Annotated in this window: 2 tRNA genes; both read left to right on the top strand. The window is 50.0% G+C overall.

The window, feature by feature from the left end:
- Positions 1-28: 28 nt before the first annotated feature.
- Positions 29-105: transfer RNA gene (locus AC3IFE_RS01410), tRNA-Ile, on the top strand.
- Positions 106-144: 39 nt separating this feature from the next.
- Positions 145-220, top strand: a tRNA-Ala gene (locus AC3IFE_RS01405).
- Positions 221-502: the final 282 nt, after the last annotated feature.

Genomic DNA, 502 nt, shown 5'->3' with positions numbered 1-502 from the left:
ATCGGCTGTAAATTAAAGACAGACTCAGGGGTCTGTAGCTCAGTCGGTTAGAGCACCGTCTTGATAAGGCGGGGGTCGTTGGTTCGAATCCAACCAGACCCACCATTGTCTGGCGGTAGGTACACCTGAGGAATACCTGTACATGGGGGCATAGCTCAGCTGGGAGAGCACCTGCTTTGCAAGCAGGGGGTCGTCGGTTCGATCCCGTCTGCCTCCACCAATCACCAACGCTAAGAGCTTGGTTCAGACGCTGAACCGAGAATTTTGCATTGGCGATTGATCCAGTCAGAGGATATCAACAGATATCGGCTGTCGTTCTTTAACAATCTGGAAGAAGTAAGTAATTTGGATAGCGGAAGCGTCTCGAGATGGACGTGGAAACTATCCGGGTTGTGATTGTATCGATGTATCTCAAGATGATTCGAACTCTAAGTTCGACTTAAATTGGAATACGGCACAACGCGAGAACTCAACCTGTAGCGGCTGTCGAGAGACAGACTCG

The sequence above is a fragment of the Burkholderia sp. APQ4-4ca genome (assembly GCF_057837105.1).
The sequence above is the reverse complement of the archived record's forward strand: the minus strand, read 5'-3'. Positions and strand labels throughout refer to the sequence as shown.